The organism is Rhodococcus sp. ZPP (genome assembly GCF_017656075.1).
GTDB lineage: Bacteria > Actinomycetota > Actinomycetes > Mycobacteriales > Mycobacteriaceae > Rhodococcus_F > Rhodococcus_F oxybenzonivorans.
Map to the genome: position 1 here is coordinate 3,198,117 of NZ_CP058638.1, position 15,283 is coordinate 3,213,399.

Consider the following 15,283-nt stretch of genomic DNA (forward strand, 5'->3'; position numbering starts at 1 on the left):
CGCCCTTACTTGAATTCTACTGATACGGAGCCGATGTCACTGAAGTCGGCGCGGAATACGTCACCGGGACGGGCATCGATCGCCCGGGTGAACGAGCCGGGCAGGATTACGTGGCCGGCCTCGAGTCGCACTCCGAAACTCGCGACCTTCCGTGCCAGCCAGGCCACGGCCTTCGTCGGGTTGCCGAGCACCGCCGACGCCTCGCCGCGGGCAATCTCCTCGTCACCCTGGAAGAGCACGGCCGAGATGGCGCCGATGTCCACCCTCGACGGCTCCACCCGTCCGGCGCCGAGGATCACTCCCGCCGACGACGCGTTGTCGGCGATGGTGTCGGCCAGCCCGATCTTCCAGTCCGTGATACGCGAGTCGATGAGTTCGATACTGGGAACGATGTATTCGGTGGCCGCGAGAACATCCGCCTCGGTGCACCACTCCCCCGGCAACGTCTCGCCCAGCACGTAACCGATCTCCACCTCGATGCGCGGATAACAGAACCGGGCGGTGTCGATCGGCGTTCCCTCGGCGTACACCATGCTCGACAGCAGGTGTCCGTAGTCAGGCTCGTCGACGCCCATCATCTTCTGCATGACCTCGGAAGACAGCCCGACCTTGTGGCCGTACACCGTCTCCCCCGCCTCGAGCCGCGCGCGGATGTTGATCAGCGCGATCTCGTAGGCGTCGACCACGTCGATGTCCGGGTAGGTCGCGGTGAGCGGCTCGATGGGTGCCCGATCCCGTTCGGCGTCCCTCAGCGACCGGGCCGCATCCAGCCTCTGCCGTTCGCTCAGCATCAGGCCACCTCACCCGCGTGTGAGCGAGTCTCTCGCCGCAGGCCACCGGCCTGGGCGGCGTGCTGCGCGGCGATGTAGCCGAACACCATGGCGGGACCGATGGTCGCGCCCGCACCGGCGTATTCGTTGCCCATCACCGAGGCCGAGGTGTTGCCGGTGGCGTACAGGCCGTCGATGACGGAACCGTCCTCGCGGAGCACCCGCGCGTCGGCATCGGTGACGAGGCCGCCCTTGGTGCCCAGGTCGCCGGCCTCGCAGCGGATCGCGTAGAAGGGGCCCTGAGTGATCTCGTCGAGGCACGGGTTCTTCATCGTCGGGTCGCCGTAGTACCGGTCGTACGCGCTGTCGCCGCGGCCGAAGTCCTCGTCCCGACCGGTGCGGGCGAAGCCGTTGAACCGGTCGACCGTCGCCACCAGAGTGTCGGCCTTCACGCCGATCTGATCCGCGAGGTCGCGCAGGGTGTCGGCTTTGTGCACCACACCGGAGTCGTAAAAGCCCTGGGGGAAAGGCACACCCGGCAGAACCTGCGCGAACGGGTAACGCGACTTCGCCTTGGAGTCCATCACGAACCAGGCGGGTACATGGCCACCGTCGAGCTGATCGTGCACGAAATTCACGTACGGCGACGACTCGTTGGTGAAGCGTTCGCCGCGGCCGTTCACGACCACGGACGGCGGAATGCACCGCTCGGACACCAGCGGAATCACGGCGCCCATGGGATGCATCACCGACGGCATCCACCACGCATCGTCCATGAGATCAACTGCCGCGCCGAGATTCTGGCCCGCGAGAATCCCGTCGCCGGTGTTCTCCTTGGCTCCGGCACTGATGTTCGCGACACCGTGCTTGGGCAGGTACTCGGCGCGCATGTCTTCGTTGTGTTCGAAGCCGCCGGCCGCGAGGAGCACCCCGTGTGTCGCACCGATCCGGACGGTATTGCCGTCGCGCTCCGCGACCACTCCCACGACAACGCCGCTGTCGTCGACGATCAGTTCCGTCATCGACGTCTGCAGCCACAGCGGAACACCGGCATCTTTGAGGACCATGCGCATCCTGGCCACCAGTGCGCGTCCACCGGTCGCCATGTGACGACGACGAATCACGTTGGACGCCACTCGCCAGGCCGCCACCAGCGACGCCTTGCGTCCCTTCCAGGTGCGCTTCACCATGGCGAGGTCGTGGTAGTCCTTGGACGTCACCCACAGTCCGAGCGGGCCCTTCATGCTATTCGGCCGCTGGTACCGCTCGTCGTCCTGCAGTGCTCTCGTGTCGAAGGGCTTGCATTCGATGGTCCGCCCGAGGGGTCGGCCGCCGTCGTACTCGGGGTGGTAGTCGGAGTAGCCCTTCACCCAGTAGAGCTTCATGTGCGGACTGCGGTCGAGCAGTTCCATCAGCTCGGGGCCCTTGTCGACGAACGCGTCGAGTCGGTCTGCCGCCACCCGGCCCTCGGTGATGATGTCGAGGTAGCGGCGAATCGACTCGCGGGAGTCGACGACGCCCTTCTCGCGTAGGGTCGGGGCGTTCGGGATCCAGATTCCGCCACCGGAGATCGCGGTCGACCCACCGAACGTCGCGCCCTTGTCGATCACGAGGGTGTCGAGCCCGCGGTGCGCGGCGGTGATCGCGGCGGCCATTCCGCCGCCCCCGCTGCCGACCACGAGGAAATCGACGGTGGTGTCGAAGATCTGCGAGCCGGCGCTCATCGGTCGCCACCTTCCTTGCGGAGCAGGAAGGCGAGGACGGCACTCTCGAACGCCGACTTCTGCTCGATCATCGCCCAGTGCCCGCAGTTCGGGAAGACGTGGAGTTCCGCCTTCGGGATCAACCGCATCGGGATGATCGACATGTCCACGGGGCTCACCCGGTCGTCGCGGCCCCACGTGAGGAGGGTGGGGGCTTTCACCTTGTGCAGCTGCGCCCAGTAGGGCGTGGCGTCGGACTCGAGGGCAGCCCGGGTGTTCGCCTCGAACGCTGCCCGGCTGTACATCTTGCGGGCGCTGGCGAGGGTGTCGGGTTCGGTGGCCTGTGTCCAGCGTTCCTCGATGAGTTCCTCGGTGACCATCGCGGGGTCGAACACCATCGAATGCAGCCACTCGATCAGCCGTTCCCGGGTGGGGTCGTCCGTGAACTCCATCAGGAGTTTGATGCCCTCACCGGGGCCTGGGCTGAAGAGATTCTTGCCGATGCCGCCGATCGTGATCAGTTTGGTGACCCGGTCGGGGTGCGCGATGGCGAACTGGGTGGCGACGATGCCGCCCATCGAGTTCCCGAGGAGTGCGACCTCGTCGATTCCGAGCCCGTCGAGGAATCGGAGGACTGCGTCGGTGGCCGTGAGCATCGGGTGCCCGCCGAAGTCGTCGCTGACCCCGAAGCCGGGGAACTCCAGAATGAAGGTCCGGAAGTGCTCGGCGAAGACGTCGAGGTTGCCGCGAAAGTTGCGCCACCCCGTCACGCCGGGGCCGGAGCCGTGCAGCAGCAGGAGCGGCGGGCCGTCGCCGGCCTCGTGGTAGCGAAGCACGCCGAGGTCGGTGTTCAGCTCCTTCAGGGTGCCCTCGTAACTCGAGTCAGTCGTCATGGTCGATCACGTTGCCAGCGGGTGCACTGCTCGGACAGAAGCGATCCCGGTCAGCGAGACGTCCACCGTCCCGGCGACGCCTCGGCCCGGGGCTTCCACTGATCGAGACGGCAGTTCGTGACCTGCCGACCGCGTCCCTAACCTCGGTGGTGATCACCGAATCAGTCGGTGTCGCAAACGATGTGGAGGTGGTCCGATGCCAACCGAACCGACGTGGCCCGAACTCGGCACGCAGATCGCCGCACCCACCCCCGACGAAATGCGGCGCAATCTCGGCCATTTCGCGAGTGGCGTCACGGTGGTGACCGGACTCGACGCCGACGGTCCGGTCGGATTCACCTGCCAGTCGTTCGCTTCGGTGTCGCTGGCGCCTCCGCTGATCCTGTTCTGCGCCGATCATCGCGGGCGCGCCTGGCCACGCATCCAGGAATCGGGGCGCTTCACCGTCAATGTTCTGCACGAGAATCAGACGGATCTCTGCATGCGCTTCGGCTCCAGCCGCGGCGAAAAGTTCGACGGACTCGACTGGGAGAGGTCGCCGTGGGCGACGCCCTCGCTCCCCGGCGTCCTGATGCGCGTGCACGCAGACGTGCAGTCGGTGCACACCGCCGGCGACCACGACATCGTGATCGGGCGGGTCCTCGGCCTCGAATCGGTCAGCGACGAGCGTCCTTTGGTGTTCTTCCGGGGTGGATTCGGGCTGGGCGCCGTTCCGCACCCCGTGCGCGGTTGACGAGTCCCGAGACTCGTCAACCGCGCACGGGCGCTACAGCCATTGCCCCGATTGCACCGACAGCAGCTGGTCGAGCGCCTCGGTGGACCAGGAGGTTTCCGGTATCTCCGCGGTCCGGCGGGCGCGGCGCGGCGTCACGGGTTCGGGATGCAGAGTCCGCGTGACGGCCCGGGCGGCGTCGACGACGAGGGGCGCCACTCGCTCGAGCTGCACCGTCCGGGCATCTCCGCACAGCGAGATACCGGCGACCGGGCCGTCGGCGCTCCGGACCGCGACACCGACACAGCCCACGCCGCGAACCGCCTCACCGCGCTCGAACGCGAGACCGCGGCGCTGCCGGATCCGGTTGAGTTCCTGATGGAGGGTGGTGAGCTCGGTGATGGTGCGGTCCGTGCTCCGGTCGAGACGCTGCCCGTACAGGCTGTCGACCTCCTCGGGGTCCACCCACGCCAGCATCGCCTTGCCGCCGGCCGTCGTGTAGGCGGGAACCCGCCCGCCCACCTTGGACGGCAGCGCTGCCGCCATTCGGCCGCCGACCTTGTCGAGGTAGAGGCTGTCCCCACCATCCAGCACCGTGAGGTGCACGACCATTCCGGTCTGCATGTGCAGGTCGTGGAGCAGCGGCGCCGCGGCCGCCCGGATCTGGCCGTGCCCGTTGTCGCCGCCGCCCACACCCATCGCTCGACGGCCGAGGCAGTAACCGAAGCTGGCGTGATTCACCCAGTCCAGTCGCACCAGCTGGTCGAGGATGCGGTGCACGGTAGATCGCGGCAACCGGGTGCGGCACGCCACTTCCTCGAGGGTCAGCCGGCAGGTGCGACCGTCGAACGCGTCGAGGATCAGCGTCATCCGTTCCACCATCGACGGCGGCACCTCCCTCTTCGTGGCAGGTACCGACGGTGCATTGCCTGAATCGATGACAGTCATCGACGCCTCCAAATATCCTGGTCACACGCATGCACCAGACTAAAACTGAAATGAATTCTTAAAATACTAACAGCTGTCCGCGATGCGGGGAAGGAGACCGGCAACGCCGGCCGGGGGGTGTTCACCCAGGCGCGAGATGGGACTCGGACGATGCCTCTCGCGTGTTGGACGCCTCGAGACCCGCCTCTCGCGGATCTCCGGTCGGTGCGCGGCACCGTCAGCACAGTGCCGGCGCAGCTGGCGAGCGGGTGCGTGGTGGAGGGTCTTCTGAAACCTGGGTCAGAAGTGCATGCACTGTCGTCGGCGTCCAGCACACCAGTGAAGTTCCGATGCATCATCGGTCGTGATCAGCCGACACGGCCGTACAGTCGGCCAACCGATCATGCCTGGACTCGGCGACCCGTTTGTCAGTCATGCGCGCAGACCCCGGGAACTGCTCGTCCCGCTAGTCCCCAGCCCTTCGGTGGCCGGTCGCCGGCTGGCCGGGATCGATTGGAAAACGTTCCGACGCTACGTGGCCGCCCGTGACACAGGGGTTCCGATACCGGCCCGTCGCGCCTTACTAGTTGACACACTAGAAGCTTTGCACTTCGAGAATGATTGCTTGTCAGAATATCTCACGCAGCTCTGACAACCAGACCGCTGCGGAGCGCGGGGCGAGACATATCCAGGATCAGCCATTCACGCAGTCAAGGGTCCTGTGTGACCCGAGCGCACCGACGTCGACGGCCGGCACCAGCACCGCGGCCTCGACGGGTCCATCGTCACGACAACGATTCCCTCACGCCGATCTATCCGCAGCGTCCTCCTCGTTGAGCACCAAGGAACACTCGGCCGCGCAGGCGGCGATCGGATGGAACCTCCACGGTCTCCAGTCGCGCTCTGCGACATCTTCGGTGTCGAAGCCGGCGATCTGATCACCTACACCGCGACCGATGCCCGCCAATCCCGCAGCAAGGCCGTCCAACTCCCCTGCCGACGTCCCCCTCCTCAACGCCTACCGTCCCGTTCGCGCCCGCATCATCACCGACGATGACTGATCCCCGCCCACGCGGGCGGCCCCGCAGCACCGGCACCCTCGAATGCGCCCGGTGCAGCAACCTCGTCCCTAAGTTCCGGGTGCACTGGCCCGACGGAGCCATCTGCGGCGCCTGCTTCACCACCGCCGCCCGCACCTACGGCCCCTGCGCGTTCTGCGGCGATCACCGCCTCGTGCCTGAAAGATCCTCCACCGGCGCCCACATCTGCCGCGACTGCGCCGGCATCGCCACCAAACTCGACTGCGACCAGTGCGGCCGCGAAGCCGAACGCCTCCGCGGCGGGCACTGCGCCCGCTGCGTGCTCACCCACGACCTCGAACGCATCCTCAACCCCAGCTCACCACCGGATCTGCGGATCAAACGACTCATCACCACCCTCGCCGCCGTTCCCCGCCCGGAAAGCATCCTCACCTGGATGCGTCACCCCACCACCGCCGACCTACTCGCCCGCATCGGCAGTCGCGAACTTCACCTGTCCCACCCCGCATTCGACGCCCTACCACCATCCCGCAGCGCCGAACACCTACGCGAAATGCTCGTCCACCACCACATGCTGCCCAGCCGCGGCGACGCCCGCCTGGCCCGCTTCGAAACCTGGCTCGACCACCGACTCACAACTCTGCAACCAATGCCCGAGATTCACGCGCCCATAGAGCAATTCGCCCGCTGGCATCACCTACGACGACTGCGCGTTCCCGACACCGGTCGCAACATGGACAACGCCACCCGCACTGCCAAACAAGAGATCACCGAGGCCACCAAGTTCCTGACCTGGCTGCGCACCGAACACCACACCACCATCGCTCACCTGCGACAAGCACACCTCGACGCCTACCTCAGCGAAGGCACCACCACCCGCCACACCATCCGCAACTTCATTCAGTGGCGCCACCGCACCGGCATCGCAGCGCGATTCACCATCCGATACCGCACAGCGCGGACCACGCCCCTGGCCGCCTCCACCACGCGACTCGAACTCATCCGCACCACCATCGAAGCCGACCACATCACCCTGTCCACCCGCATCGCCGCACTCCTGTTCCTGCTCTACGGCGTCCCCGTCCGCAGGATCGCCGAACTCACCCTCGACGACATCACCACTACCCCGCCCCGACCCACCGTCAGGATCGGCACCCTCCCTGCCGCATTGCCCGAACCCCTGCTCCCCCTCTTACAACAACACCTCGACAGCCGGGCAAACCAGAAGACGACCAACCACGATTCGCGCTGGCTTTTCCCCGGTACCCGCGCCGGACATCACCTCACCGAACAGACCCTGATGCAACGACTCCGAAAACTCGGCATCAACATCCAAGCCATCCGCAACGCCGCACTGCACGACCTCAGCAAAGAAATCGACGCCGCATCCCTCGCCGCCCTACTCGGCTACACCCCCAACACCATGAACATCCACGCCGCCCGCGCGGCAATCCCGATGGGCAGCTACCCCGCGATGAAACACCCCAAACGATGAGCGTCTCCCCGCCACGAGATCGACAGAACTTGATAAGTCCCTTATCCAGTCGGCGTCCGGCGCCGCATTGCCCCAATACCGCACAGTCAGTGGTGCTCCTGTCCGTTGATGGGCGAGTTGGCATTTTTGACAAGTTTTGCAACGCACTACGGTCTGGCGCTTGATTGTCAGGCATTATGACATAGCCGATTCCGCGACATCCCAGTACAACCTCGTGCTGCTTATCCGAGTTGCGGCATCATCGTATGTGCACGTCAACCCCACTCGGCGCTCGTAGCGGAACCGCCCGAATCGCTACGGAAATGCCAACTACGCTGTCCGTCCACGTCTCGATTCTCGTCGACACAGCATTCCTACAGGTCGCGTATGTCAACTCGACTGACAGCGGACAGCTCCGGTTAGGCCAGGGCGTGCGACTGTGTCAGCGCCGCGTCCTGTCCATCCTTCTGCCGTTGCAGCGGCGCCCGTTGGATGTCGCCGGCGGACGCGATCGTTCCGAGCAATGAGAAGGTGGCGAGCGTCGCTTCGTGCGCTTCGTCGGTTGCTGCCGCGCAGGCATCAGATACCAGGATGACGTTGTAGCCCAGGTTCACTGCGTCTCTTGCGGTGCCCTCGACGGTCACATTGGTGGCGACGCCGGTGAAGAGAACGGTGTCGATCTGTCGGCGGCGCAGGATGGCGTCGAGTGCCGTGTTCGGAAACGCCGAGGTCCCCGGGTGGCTGACCACCGGTTCATCGTCTCCGGGGGCCAGTTCGGGAATGATCTGCGCCCCAACGCCTCCCTCGATAAGTGCACCGAAATCCTTGATGGCGTGGTCGAGTCCGGTGTTCAAGAGGAGCTCAGGGTAGCCGGGTTGAAACGCGGCGCGGGCCCAGACGATAAGCGACCCGGCGTTGCGGAAATTTTCGACCAGTTCGCGCGTGGTGCCGATGACGCCGTGACGGTGCACGGATTCGGCGAAGAACGGGGCGAATGCGCCGTCGGCGGTCACGATGTCGTGTTGCCAGTGCACGTTGACCAGGGCGGTGCGGGCGGGGTCTAGTGAGAACGGATCGTCGGTAGGCATGGATGTCCTATTTCTCGGTGGGGTTGATAACGAAATTGCTGAAGCCGCCGTGACGGTTCTCGATGCCGCTGATGGCGTCGTTGACCTTGGCCAGGGGGAAGGTGACGTTCTCGAAGATGGACAGATCGACCATGCCGTTGGCCGCCATGGCTGCCATGTCCTGCCCTTCGCCGGCGGTGAACCAGCAGGATCCCAGCAGTTGCAGTTGCTGGTCCATCAGGTGGTGAACGTCGATGGGTACTTCGCCTGCGGTGGCGCCGATGTTCACGGCGCGTCCGCCGCGGCGCAGGGATTTGACGCCTTGCTGGAACGGCTCGTGGGGGGCACCGGGGCCGAGGGCGTCGATGTAGACGTCGACACCGCCGTCGACGGTACCGCGTACCCAGTTGTCGATGGCGCCGTCTCGGGTGGAGAACGTTCGAATACGGTTGGGGGCCAGGGCTTCGACGCGGGCGAGCAGGTCACGGTCGCGGCCGGTGCCGAGGATGGTGGTGGCGCCCATGGCGAGGGCGTAGAGGGCGACGCCGAGTCCGAGTGTGCCGCTGATGCCGTTGATCAGCACGGTGGTGTCGGTGCCGACCTTCGCCTTGCGCAGGGCCGAGTACGCGGTCCCCAGGTAGCCGAATCGTGCGGCGGTCTCGAACCCGATGCTGTCGGGGATTTTGACGAGGGCGTACTGCGGGGCGAGGGTGTATTCGGCGAGGCCGCCGTAGGGGTACCGGTCGAGCAGTCGGGGTGCGGTGGCGGTGAAGCCGAAGTAGCCGGAGAAGGCGTAGCTGGTGCAGTTGACGTGTTCGCCGCGTCGGCAGGAGAGACAGTCGCCGCAGTGGCGGCCGGGGTTGACGTAGACGCGGTCGCCCGGCTTGAAGTTGTGGACGTCGGCGCCGACGGCGTCGACCACACCGGCCGGGTCGAGCCCGAAGATCGCCGGCAGGGCGGGCAGCGGATTCTGCGGAAACCAGGTGGTCCAGTTGGCGAGAATGTTGGCCAGGTTCGGCACGATGTTGCAGGCCTGCACGGACACTCGCACGTCGGTGGGTCCCGGCTGCGGCAGCGGCACCTGTTCGAGGACCATGGGTTCGCCGACCTGGTGCATGCGGGCGGCCAGCATTGTTTCAGTCATGGGGTTTCTCTCCTGAAGATGATCGGTGCGACGGGTGTAGGCCGGCACCCCTCCATGTAAGACTTTCTGATGTGACTCGGGCCACAGGTTTCCCGTCCAGTGGGCAACATGTCACGGAGCTCAGGCCGGTACGCTGCATCAGAGACTCTGATAGGAGGGGTGGACATGGCGGGCCGGAACACCTCCCCCGGGCGATCGGTGACCAGTAAGGCGCTGACAATCCTCGAGGCATTCACCGGGGAGCGCGTCGAGTTGTCGATGTCGGAGATCGCGCGCGTGACGGGTTTGCCGTCGAGCACGGTGCATCGCTTGATCCAGGACCTGGTGGACTGGGGCGGTCTCGAGCGCACGCCCGAGGGCAGGTACTGCGTGGGAGTTCGGCTGTGGGAGATCGCCGCGCGTTCGACCAGAACCTACGGGCTGCGCGAGGCTGCCATGCCGTTTCTTCAGAGCCTGTGGGAGGTGACCCGGGCACACATCCTCCTCGCCGTGCTCGATGGCACAGAAGCGTTGCTCGTGGAGAAGATCACGGGCACCACGGACGTACCGCCGGTCGGGCGGGCCGGGGGCCGGTTGCCGCTGCATGCCAGCGCGGTGGGCAAGGCACTGCTGGCCCATTCCTTACCCGACTTTCAAGAGCGGGTGCTCAGCGGCCCGCTGACCGGATACACCCCGGCCACCATCGTGACGGCCGAGACGCTTCGCGGGGAGTTGGCGCGGGTGCGGCGGGACGGGGTGGCGACATCGGAGGACGAACTCACGCCCGGGTCCACCTCCTGCGCCGCATTGGCGACCGGACCTGCCGAGATGGGGATGGCCGCGATCTCCATCCTCGGGACGACCGGGGCACGGGATCCGCGGGAGATGAAGATCCTGGTTCAGACGGCCGGCCGCGGGCTGACGCATGCGCTGGCCGGCCCCGGCCCCCGGCAACCGATCAGCCCGCGGCTACCCCGGGCGGTCCCGCGCACGCGGTAACCCCCCACCCGTCACCGTCCGGCGTCAGTCGGCCGGATGGTGTCCGTCGGTCAGGTTCTGCACGCAGGTGGTCATGGTTTCCCGAAGTCGTGAGATCTGAGACCGGCTGAGGCCGGCCAGCATTCGCTCCTCGATGCGATCGGCCGCCTCTTCACATCGGGCGAGCACGTCGAGCCCGGCCTCGGTCAGGTAGTTGCGCAGCACGCGTTGCTTGTCGGGATCGGGATGGCGCTCGACATAGCCGCTGCGCACGAACGCCGCGACCATGACCTGCATCGATTGCGCGGTGACGAAGGACCGCCGGGCCAGTTGCGCCGAGGACAGTCCGGGATTGCGCTGCAGGATGCTCAGCGCCGCATACTGCGGCGTGGTCAACCCTTGCGCCTGCATGGCGGCGTCGAGGTCTCGGCGGACCGCCGACTCGAGCCGTTTGACCAGATACGTCACCCTGGCCGGCGATCCGCCGACGTCCTGGGTCGTCCCGTCGCCGAGCACCTCGATAGTCATGGTTGACAGGTTATCAGAGTCACTGATAACTTCCATATCAGAACTTCTTATATGCCTCGTGGCTCGTTGCCACCGCATTCACCCTGTGTCACGGCCACCGGGCCGTGACGATCGAACGGAGACTTCCATGTCCGACAACATCAACGAACCCTGGGGTAACACCGTCCTCGTCGAGTTCGACGAGCACCGCATCGCCTGGGTCCGGTTCAACCGCCCGGACAAGCGCAATGCGATGAACCCGACGCTCAACCGCGAAATGTTCGCCACCCTCGATCATTTGGAGGACGACGACCGCTGCGCCGTGGTGGTGCTGACCGGCTCCGACGACGCCTTCTCGGCCGGCATGGATCTCAAGGAGTACTTCCGGGAAACCGACGGCAAGCCACGCTCGGTGCAGCACCGGGTTCGCGGCGAGGGCACCAACTGGCAGTACCGCAAGCTCCTCAACTACGCCAAGCCCACCATCGCGATGGTCAACGGCTGGTGCTTCGGCGGCGCGTTCGTTCCGCTCGTCTCCTGCGATCTGGCGATCGCGTCCGAGGACGCGACTTTCGGTCTGTCCGAGGTGAACTGGGGTGTCACCCCCGGCAACCTGGTCACTCGTGCGCTGGCGGAGACCATCCCCACCCGCGATGCCATGTTCTACATCATGACCGGGCAGCACTTCGACGGGAAACGCGCGTCGGAAATGCGTTTGGTCAACGAAGCGGTCCCGGCCGATCAGCTCCGCGCCCGCACCATCGAGCTCGCCCTGCAGCTGACCAGCCTGAGCCAGTGGGTGGTCCGCGGGGCGAAGATGGGCTTTAGGCACTCGCGGCTGATGTCGTGGGAGGCCGCCGAGGACTACCTCTACGCCAAGCACGACCAGGCGATCCTGTTCGACACCGACGCTCGTGAGCAGGGCATGACCCAGTTCCTCGACGACAAGACGTACCGCCCGGGCCTGGGAACGTACGCCACCACCGCAGAGTAGGAGAACATCGATGACCTCCACCACCGAATCCGCCGTGGTGACCGTTCCGCTGCGCATCGGCGGAGAGTCGGTCGAAGCCGCCAGCGGGCGTTACATCGTCAAAGCCCGCCGCCTGACCGGTGAACCGATCGCGCGGGTCGCGGCCGCCACCCGCGCCGACGCCGAACGCGCCGTCGCCGCGGCGGCCGACGCCGCCGCCGGGTGGGCCGCCACCTCCCCCGGCGCGCGCCGGAAGGTCCTCGAGCGGGCCGCCGCACTCCTCGACGAACGCAGCGAGGCCATCTCGGCGATGATGGGCAAGGAGATGGGCGCCGCCGCCTCCTGGTGCCATTTCAACGTCAAACTCGCGGCCGGGATGTTCCGCGAGGCCGCCGCCCAGGTGTATTCGACGGTCGGCCAGGTCATCCCGTCCGATGTCCCGGGGCTGACCGCGCTCGCCGTGCGGGAGCCGGTCGGGGTCGTGGTCGGCATCGCGCCGTGGAACGCACCGGTCATCCTCGGTGTCCGGGCGATCGCCATGCCGCTGGCCTACGGCAACACCGTGGTACTCAAGGCGTCGGAGGAGACCCCGGCGACCCACGCCGCCATCATCGAATGCCTCATCGACGCCGGCATCCCGGCCGGCGCGGCGAATCTGGTCACCAATGCCGCCGAGGACGCCGCCGAGGTGGTCGACGCGCTGATCGCACACAAGGCGGTGCGGTGCGTCAACTTCACCGGCTCCACCACGGTGGGACGCATCATCGCCGAGAAGGCCGGAACGCATTTGACGCGAACGGTTCTCGAACTCGGCGGTAAGGCACCATTCATCGTGCTGGCCGATGCCGACCTCGAGGCCGCGGCCGCCGCGGCGTCGTTCGGTGCCTTCATGAACCAGGGCCAGATCTGCATGTCGACGGAGCGGCTGATCGTCGACCGCGCCGTCGCCGCCGAGTTCACCGCCCTGTTGGCCGAGCGGGCCGCGAAGCTCGTCGTCGGTGACCCGGAGGATCCACGCACCCAGCTGGGACCGCTGGTGCACGAGGGCGCCGCCGCCCACGTGCAGGCATTGGTCGCCGATGCGGTCGCTCACGGCGCCACCGTCGTCACCGGCGGTGTGGCGGAGGGCCTGTACTACCCGCCCACCGTGCTCAGCGGTGTCACGTCGGCCGCCCGCATCTACTCCGAGGAGTCGTTCGGTCCCCTCGCCCCGATCATCGAGGTCGATGGCGCGGACGAGGCGGTGCGGGTGGCCAACGACTCCGACTACGGGCTCTCCGCCGCGCTGTTCACCGGTGATGTCGGGCGCGGCCTGACCCTGGCGCAGCGAATTCAGTCCGGGATCTGCCACATCAACGGCGCCACCGTGCACGACGAGGCGCAGATGCCGTTCGGTGGGGTCAAAGCCAGCGGCTTCGGGCGTTTCGGCTCGTCCGCAGCTCTGGAAGAATTCACCGAACTGCGGTGGATCACCGTGTCCAGCGACGACCGCCACTATCCGATCTGACCGGGAGAGATTTACGATGGACGCCTCCTCCACCCCCACCCCGGACTCCGGTCCGGGAGGATCGGCAGGATTCACCGGCCTGCGCTACGGCGAGCTCGTCGAGCGCCGAGCCGAACGTCAACCACACCGCACCGCGATCATCTGTGGCGACGAACGGATCTCCTACGGTCAGCTCCTCGACCGGATCCGGGCGGCGGCGTCGTTCCTCACCGAGCAGGGGGTTCGGCCCGGAGATCGCGTCGTGTGTTACTCGGAGAACCGCCCCGAGATCCTGATCGCGCTCTATGCGAGTTCACGGATCGGGGCGGTCTTCACCCCGGTCGGTATCGCGTCCCCACCCGCGGACGTCGGCTACATCCTGCAGGATCTGTCGGCGCGCGTGCTGCTGGTGTCGCCGCACACCGTCGACGCCGGCCGCCAGGTGCCCGGCGTCGACGGCATACCGATCCTGTCCCTGGACAAGGTTCGCGACCTGGCACTGCCGCACCTGCCCGCGTACGTTCCCGGTCCCGCGCCGGATCACCGCCCGACGGCGGACTCCGCGGCGTTGATCGTCTACACCTCGGGAACGTCCGGGCACCCCAAGGGGGTCACCCTCAGTCACGGCGCACTGTTCTTCAACGGGGTCAACACCCTGCTCGGACTGGACATCGTCGCCGACGATGTGACGCTGGTGAACACACCCCTGTCCCACGTCGCGGCCTTGAATACCCTCGCCGTCGCCACCCTGTACAAGGGCGGCACAGTGATACTCGACAGCAAGTTCGACGCCCGGCGGTGCCTGCGGCAGATCGAGCAGTTCGCGGTCACCACCATGTTCGCGGTGCCCTCGATGCTCACTCTGATGACGCAGGTGCCGGGGTTCCCAGACGCGAACACCTCGAGCCTGCGGTGGATCCTCGGCGGCGGGGCCCCGATGCCACCGGAACTGGTGGCTTTGTGGGCCTCGCGCGGTGTCCCGGTTCTCGCCAGCTACGGACTGACCGAGGCCGGACCGTCGGTCAGTTTCCGGCGCGCCACCGACGCGGCACTCAAGTCCGCATCATCAGGGACTCCGGCGTTGCTGACGGATCTGCGGATCGTTTCCGATGACGGCAGCGACCTTCCGCCCGGCCAGGTCGGCGAGGTGCTCGTGCGCGGACCGCACATCGCCTCCGGCTACTGGGGCAACGAGACCGCGACCGCCGAAACGTTTCGGGACGGGTGGTTGGCCAGCGGCGACCGCGGCTTCATCGATGTCGACGGCGACCTGTGCATCACGGGGCGGTCGAAGGAAATCATCATCACCGGCGGGGAGAACGTGGATCCCGCCGAAATCGAGCACCTGGTCGTCCAGTATCCCGGGATCCGCGATGCTGCCGTCGTCGGCCGCCCGGACCCGGTGTGGGGTGAGATCATCACCGCGGTCGTCGTCTGCGACGACACCGTCGAACTCGAAGAGCTGCAACAGTTCCTGCGCCCACAGCTGGCGAAATTCAAGATCCCCCGCGTCCTCGAACGGCGTGAGAGCCTGCCCCGCAGCCCGGTCGGCAAACTCCTGCGCCGCGAACTGACCCCCACCTCCCAGGACACCCCCGTACAGCGCTGACCCGTCCGCCACCGGAACGGG

The 15,283-nt window shown here is 66.7% G+C and carries 13 protein-coding genes; 6 read left to right on the plus strand and 7 right to left on the minus strand.

What is annotated here, in order from left to right; genetic code table 11:
- Positions 1 to 5 precede the first annotated feature (5 nt).
- The 3 genes from HYG77_RS15245 to HYG77_RS15255 are packed head-to-tail and all read right to left on the minus strand — an operon-like array spanning position 6 to position 3,366.
- Positions 6 to 791 carry a 2-keto-4-pentenoate hydratase gene (locus tag HYG77_RS15245; RefSeq protein ID WP_208963133.1) on the minus strand — a complete coding sequence of 262 codons (786 nt, stop codon included), beginning with the start codon at positions 789 to 791 and terminating at the stop codon, positions 6 to 8.
- Positions 791 to 2,494 carry an FAD-binding protein gene (locus tag HYG77_RS15250; protein WP_208963134.1) on the minus strand — a complete coding sequence of 568 codons (1,704 nt, stop codon included), beginning with the start codon at positions 2,492 to 2,494 and terminating at the stop codon, positions 791 to 793. Before HYG77_RS15250 ends, HYG77_RS15245 begins: the two co-directional genes overlap by 1 nt.
- The gene (locus tag HYG77_RS15255; protein WP_208963135.1) at positions 2,491 to 3,366 is read right to left on the minus strand and encodes an alpha/beta fold hydrolase; all 876 of its coding nucleotides are present in this window, start codon (positions 3,364 to 3,366) and stop codon (positions 2,491 to 2,493) included. The genes HYG77_RS15250 and HYG77_RS15255 overlap by 4 nt, the downstream gene beginning before the upstream one ends.
- Before the next feature lie 196 nt (positions 3,367 to 3,562).
- On the opposite strand from HYG77_RS15255, the gene HYG77_RS15260 reads away from it, so the two are divergent.
- Positions 3,563 to 4,099, plus strand: a complete 537-nt coding sequence (locus HYG77_RS15260) for a flavin reductase family protein (protein ID WP_208963136.1) — start codon at positions 3,563 to 3,565, stop codon at positions 4,097 to 4,099.
- A 33-nt stretch (positions 4,100 to 4,132) separates the two neighbouring features.
- Here HYG77_RS15260 and HYG77_RS15265 read toward each other — a convergent pair whose 3' ends face one another.
- On the minus strand, positions 4,133 to 5,026 hold the full coding sequence (locus tag HYG77_RS15265) for an IclR family transcriptional regulator (RefSeq protein WP_208963137.1): 894 nt from the start codon (positions 5,024 to 5,026) through the stop codon (positions 4,133 to 4,135).
- Between the two features lie 1,032 nt (positions 5,027 to 6,058).
- On the opposite strand from HYG77_RS15265, the gene HYG77_RS15270 reads away from it, so the two are divergent.
- Positions 6,059 to 7,540 carry a hypothetical protein gene (locus HYG77_RS15270; RefSeq protein WP_208963138.1) on the plus strand — a complete coding sequence of 494 codons (1,482 nt, stop codon included), beginning with the start codon at positions 6,059 to 6,061 and terminating at the stop codon, positions 7,538 to 7,540.
- Positions 7,541 to 7,938: 398 nt separating this feature from the next.
- Here the strand turns inward: HYG77_RS15270 and HYG77_RS15275 are convergent, their stop codons facing one another.
- Entirely contained in the window at positions 7,939 to 8,607 is a 669-nt protein-coding gene (locus HYG77_RS15275; protein WP_208963139.1) for a cysteine hydrolase, read from the minus strand.
- 7 nt (positions 8,608 to 8,614) lie between these two features.
- Positions 8,615 to 9,730 (minus strand): alcohol dehydrogenase catalytic domain-containing protein, encoded by a 1,116-nt coding sequence (locus HYG77_RS15280; RefSeq protein ID WP_208963140.1) that lies wholly within the window; start codon positions 9,728 to 9,730, stop codon positions 8,615 to 8,617.
- A gap of 165 nt (positions 9,731 to 9,895) precedes the next feature.
- Between HYG77_RS15280 and HYG77_RS15285 the strand changes: the two genes are divergently transcribed.
- Complete coding sequence (locus HYG77_RS15285; RefSeq protein ID WP_208963141.1) at positions 9,896 to 10,708, plus strand: IclR family transcriptional regulator; 813 nt, start codon at positions 9,896 to 9,898, stop codon at positions 10,706 to 10,708.
- 24 nt (positions 10,709 to 10,732) lie between these two features.
- Here the strand turns inward: HYG77_RS15285 and HYG77_RS15290 are convergent, their stop codons facing one another.
- The gene (locus tag HYG77_RS15290; protein WP_208963142.1) at positions 10,733 to 11,215 is read right to left on the minus strand and encodes a MarR family transcriptional regulator; all 483 of its coding nucleotides are present in this window, start codon (positions 11,213 to 11,215) and stop codon (positions 10,733 to 10,735) included.
- 127 nt (positions 11,216 to 11,342) lie between these two features.
- Here HYG77_RS15290 and HYG77_RS15295 point away from each other — a divergent pair, with 127 nt between their 5' ends.
- From HYG77_RS15295 to HYG77_RS15305, 3 genes are read left to right on the plus strand one after another with little or no spacing between them, the layout of a single operon-like run.
- A complete protein-coding gene (locus tag HYG77_RS15295) occupies positions 11,343 to 12,188 on the plus strand; it encodes a p-hydroxycinnamoyl CoA hydratase/lyase (protein WP_005245231.1) in 846 nt (281 codons plus the stop codon).
- Between the two features lie 10 nt (positions 12,189 to 12,198).
- Entirely contained in the window at positions 12,199 to 13,674 is a 1,476-nt protein-coding gene (locus tag HYG77_RS15300) for an aldehyde dehydrogenase family protein (RefSeq protein ID WP_244461329.1), read from the plus strand.
- A gap of 16 nt (positions 13,675 to 13,690) precedes the next feature.
- Positions 13,691 to 15,262: an AMP-binding protein gene (locus tag HYG77_RS15305; RefSeq protein WP_208963143.1), complete on the plus strand. Its 1,572-nt coding sequence runs from the start codon at positions 13,691 to 13,693 to the stop codon at positions 15,260 to 15,262.
- Positions 15,263 to 15,283: the final 21 nt, after the last annotated feature.

Coding starts and splice junctions, on each gene's coding strand:
- HYG77_RS15300 (WP_244461329.1), top strand. CDS start 12,199: ATGACCTCCACCACCGAATCCGCCGTGGTGACCGTTCCGCTGCGCATC.
- HYG77_RS15245 (WP_208963133.1), bottom strand. CDS start 791: ATGCTGAGCGAACGGCAGAGGCTGGATGCGGCCCGGTCGCTGAGGGAC.
- HYG77_RS15265 (WP_208963137.1), bottom strand. CDS start 5,026: ATGACTGTCATCGATTCAGGCAATGCACCGTCGGTACCTGCCACGAAG.
- HYG77_RS15295 (WP_005245231.1), top strand. CDS start 11,343: ATGTCCGACAACATCAACGAACCCTGGGGTAACACCGTCCTCGTCGAG.
- HYG77_RS15280 (WP_208963140.1), bottom strand. CDS start 9,730: ATGACTGAAACAATGCTGGCCGCCCGCATGCACCAGGTCGGCGAACCC.
- HYG77_RS15250 (WP_208963134.1), bottom strand. CDS start 2,494: ATGAGCGCCGGCTCGCAGATCTTCGACACCACCGTCGATTTCCTCGTG.
- HYG77_RS15260 (WP_208963136.1), top strand. CDS start 3,563: ATGCCAACCGAACCGACGTGGCCCGAACTCGGCACGCAGATCGCCGCA.
- HYG77_RS15285 (WP_208963141.1), top strand. CDS start 9,896: ATGGCGGGCCGGAACACCTCCCCCGGGCGATCGGTGACCAGTAAGGCG.
- HYG77_RS15270 (WP_208963138.1), top strand. CDS start 6,059: ATGACTGATCCCCGCCCACGCGGGCGGCCCCGCAGCACCGGCACCCTC.
- HYG77_RS15255 (WP_208963135.1), bottom strand. CDS start 3,366: ATGACGACTGACTCGAGTTACGAGGGCACCCTGAAGGAGCTGAACACC.
- HYG77_RS15305 (WP_208963143.1), top strand. CDS start 13,691: ATGGACGCCTCCTCCACCCCCACCCCGGACTCCGGTCCGGGAGGATCG.
- HYG77_RS15290 (WP_208963142.1), bottom strand. CDS start 11,215: ATGACTATCGAGGTGCTCGGCGACGGGACGACCCAGGACGTCGGCGGA.
- HYG77_RS15275 (WP_208963139.1), bottom strand. CDS start 8,607: ATGCCTACCGACGATCCGTTCTCACTAGACCCCGCCCGCACCGCCCTG.